This window comes from Vibrio sp. 1180_3 (assembly GCF_029478545.1).
GTDB classification, from domain to species: domain Bacteria; phylum Pseudomonadota; class Gammaproteobacteria; order Enterobacterales; family Vibrionaceae; genus Vibrio; species Vibrio aestuarianus.
Genome location: NZ_SJFM01000087.1, coordinates 1 through 2,912 on the forward strand (window position 1 = coordinate 1; position 2,912 = coordinate 2,912).

The 2,912-nt window shown below is 39.8% G+C and carries 4 protein-coding genes; 3 read left to right on the plus strand and 1 reads right to left on the minus strand.

Features of this window, described 5'->3' with window-relative positions; genetic code table 11:
• The first annotated feature begins 335 nt into the window (after positions 1-335).
• The 3 genes from EYW48_RS20690 (at position 336) to EYW48_RS20700 (ending at position 1,820) form a co-directional block, all read left to right on the plus strand.
• Positions 336-578 (plus strand): type II toxin-antitoxin system Phd/YefM family antitoxin, encoded by a 243-nt coding sequence (locus EYW48_RS20690; protein ID WP_017040365.1) that lies wholly within the window; start codon positions 336-338, stop codon positions 576-578.
• An 8-nt stretch (positions 579-586) separates the two neighbouring features.
• The gene (locus EYW48_RS20695) at positions 587-886 is read left to right on the plus strand and encodes a type II toxin-antitoxin system RelE/ParE family toxin (RefSeq protein WP_171981730.1); all 300 of its coding nucleotides are present in this window, start codon (positions 587-589) and stop codon (positions 884-886) included.
• Between the two features lie 805 nt (positions 887-1,691).
• A complete protein-coding gene (locus tag EYW48_RS20700) occupies positions 1,692-1,820 on the plus strand; it encodes a hypothetical protein (RefSeq protein ID WP_277432996.1) in 129 nt (42 codons plus the stop codon).
• 326 nt (positions 1,821-2,146) lie between these two features.
• Here EYW48_RS20700 and EYW48_RS20710 read toward each other — a convergent pair whose 3' ends face one another.
• Complete coding sequence (locus tag EYW48_RS20710) at positions 2,147-2,827, minus strand: hypothetical protein (RefSeq protein ID WP_277432997.1); 681 nt, start codon at positions 2,825-2,827, stop codon at positions 2,147-2,149.
• Positions 2,828-2,912 lie beyond the last annotated feature (85 nt).

Genomic DNA, 2,912 nt, shown 5'->3' on the forward strand with positions numbered 1-2,912 from the left:
CAAACACTTCCCGAAAAGTGCCACTGGCGAGATAGTTGAGAAACTGAGATTTGTCCGGTGTGTAGCTAGGAAACCCAAAGCCTTTACACCCTAAATTCACCGTTTTTCTTAACCCCAGCTAACGCCCAATTAAGGGGTGAGCAACGCTACCACCCAACCTAACGCATTGTACCGTAACCACTAAATTTGAAGTAGAAGCAAAAATGCCAAGCGTTGGGAATCCCTCTTAAATTGTTTGTTAGTTTAACTTCAAACAAATCGCACGATTTAATTAAATTGAACATTTCGCACAAACAATTATACTCTTACGAGTATCCCAAGTTTGGAGCATTAACATGCATACATTAACAGCAAACGACGCTAAACGTAATTTTGGCGAACTACTTCTAAGTGCTCAACGAGAGCCAGTTAAAATCAGCAAAAATAGCAAAGATGCTGTCGTTGTTATGTCCATTCAAGATTACGAAGAGCTTGAAGCAATGAAAGCTGATTACATTAAACATTGCTTTGAGACTGCAAAAGAAGATCTCTCGCAAGGTAATGTAGTTGATGGCGAAACATTCTTGAAGAGCCTGTAACCTAAAGTATGAAAACGAACAAATATAAGCTAAGTAAATTGGCGCAAGGCCATTTGCGTAAAATTAAAAGCTACACCGTTACAAACTTTTCTGAGTCACAATGGAATCACTACAGAGACAACCTACTAACTGCTTTTCAAATGCTTGCTGACAATCCAGCAGTAGGCAGAAGCTGTGATGAATTATACCCAAGTGGCTTCTACTTTCCTGTTGGCAAGCACACTGCCTACTTTACCAAAGAAGATGGCTTTATTCTGATCGTTGCCGTTCTTGGTCAATCGCAGTTACCCCAAAATCATTTGAAATAATATCCACACCCTAGCAATTACAGTTAGGGTGCTGAACTTGATTGTTAAACTAACGCCCAATTAAGTGGTGAACAACGCACTGACCAAGCCGCTGCATAACACCGTAAACACTTTACCTGACGCATAGTAAAACTGCCACGCGTTGAGAATCCACTTGAATTGTTTGTTATGTGAATTTTACCGTGAATTCAAAGTAAATCACCGTAGAAATGTAGACATTTGAATAAGTTACGTGCAAAAACGATGCTTACCAAACCCTAAATTTCACAGCGATCTGAGCCAAAGAGAACCACTTGCAGAATCAACAATAAAGAAAGCGTCCTTTCAGCCACAACAAAACCTTTTGCTTCACCAGACTTTCAGAGCTGAACTTCAGCAAGAGAGTCAATCAAAAAGACATTTCAATTAAAGCGATTTGAAACCGAAGAAACGCAACACAAACCAGATCGAAAACGCAATTGAGGCAACCCAAGAACCTTGGACGTGACCAATTGAAGTTCTTTCACGGATTCATTTTGACCAAGCTAACTTGCCGAAAATACGGAACGAATTCTCAATGAAATCGTAGCTTTGACCTTAAAAACCCATCAAACACATAACGCTGCGTTAAGTGGTGAGCAACGCGACTACAATCCTAAACCATTGCGCCTTAAACACAAAACTCAACCTAGAGCCAAAACTCCCAAGCGTTGGGAATCCGTCTTAAACGCCTAGTTAGCTGCTGCACTTTAGCTAGCGAATTACGCCAAAATGCCTAATTTTAAACACATTATTGCTTTCAAACGGCAAAGTAAAATGGACAGCTGTGAAATTAAAGCCTAATCCACGAAATGCGCCTGGCAAAGAAGAAATGGCCGAGGAAATCCCAATTCCTGAGCATGATAATTTGCAAAGAATTCTATCGAAAAAGCCAACGACAAAGCACACGAAATGAATTTAGGCATTCATGAATTTCAACAGCAAAGAAGCCGCGACAATGAACTTAACAAACACAACATTTCCCGTAAGCAGACTTCGTTAAGTTCAAACACTTTCCGAAAAGTGCCACTGGCGAGATAGTTGAGAAGCTAAGATTTGTCCGGTGTGTAGCTAGAAAACCGAAAGCCTTTCCACCCTAAATTCACCGTTTTCCTTAACCCCAGCTAACGCCCTGTTAAGGGGTGAGCAACGCAATACAGATGCCTTTGCAAACCACCTTAATCACTAAATGCAACGCATAGTGAAAATGCCACGCGTTGCGAATCCCTCTTAAACAGATTGTTAACTGTTTGATAGCAGGAAGTTTGACGCAGATGTAATGTAAGTTCCAAACACATCGAATAAGTTCTTCGCTGTCTCAATATCCGGTGCAAAGGTACACGCTACACTAGTAACTACACCGTAAGCTGCTTGACGCCACCCTTCTTTACTACCTTGTTCCAGTTTTTCATTTAACATCTCAAATGATTTTTCTAAATATGCTTGTTGTATTTCCGTCAATTTTACAAGGTCTTCTATACGATTTTTCATTAGATCCATTTGATCCTTGAGTATCGTTACTTCTTGTTCAGTAAAATTAGGGTTAGTGCCTTTAAAAATATGTGACTGATTAAAAATGCTTTCAGCTTCTTTCAATACTGGTAATTTTGTCAGTAATATGCGAGCACTTGTATAATTTGCGTCAAGTAATCTAACCTCAAATAGGTCACCAAAAAGGCAAGTGAAAGCCTCGTTTGTACCTAGTTCAGAGCCATCATTCGGATAACCTGGTCGTCCTGCTGATACATACCAACCTTGATTTCCTGATTCATAGTGCATCGTAAGTGAATGATCTTTCACAAACTCTGTAGTGTTTTGTTTTAAAACAATAATATCTTGGCTTTCAAACAAACCATTGACTCCTAAATAAAATAAAACAGTTAACGCCCAATTAAGTGGTGAACAACGCACTGGCCAAGCCACTGCATTGCACCTTAAAGCACTTTACCTGACGCATAGTAAAACTGCCACGCGTTGAGAATCCACTTGAATTGTTTGTTATGTGAAT

What these genes read in the sequence shown, in the direction of transcription:
- EYW48_RS20690 (WP_017040365.1), top strand. Translation starts at nt 336, where the DNA reads ATGCATACATTAACAGCAAACGACGCTAAACGTAATTTTGGCGAACTA.
- EYW48_RS20695 (WP_171981730.1), top strand. Translation starts at nt 587, where the DNA reads ATGAAAACGAACAAATATAAGCTAAGTAAATTGGCGCAAGGCCATTTG.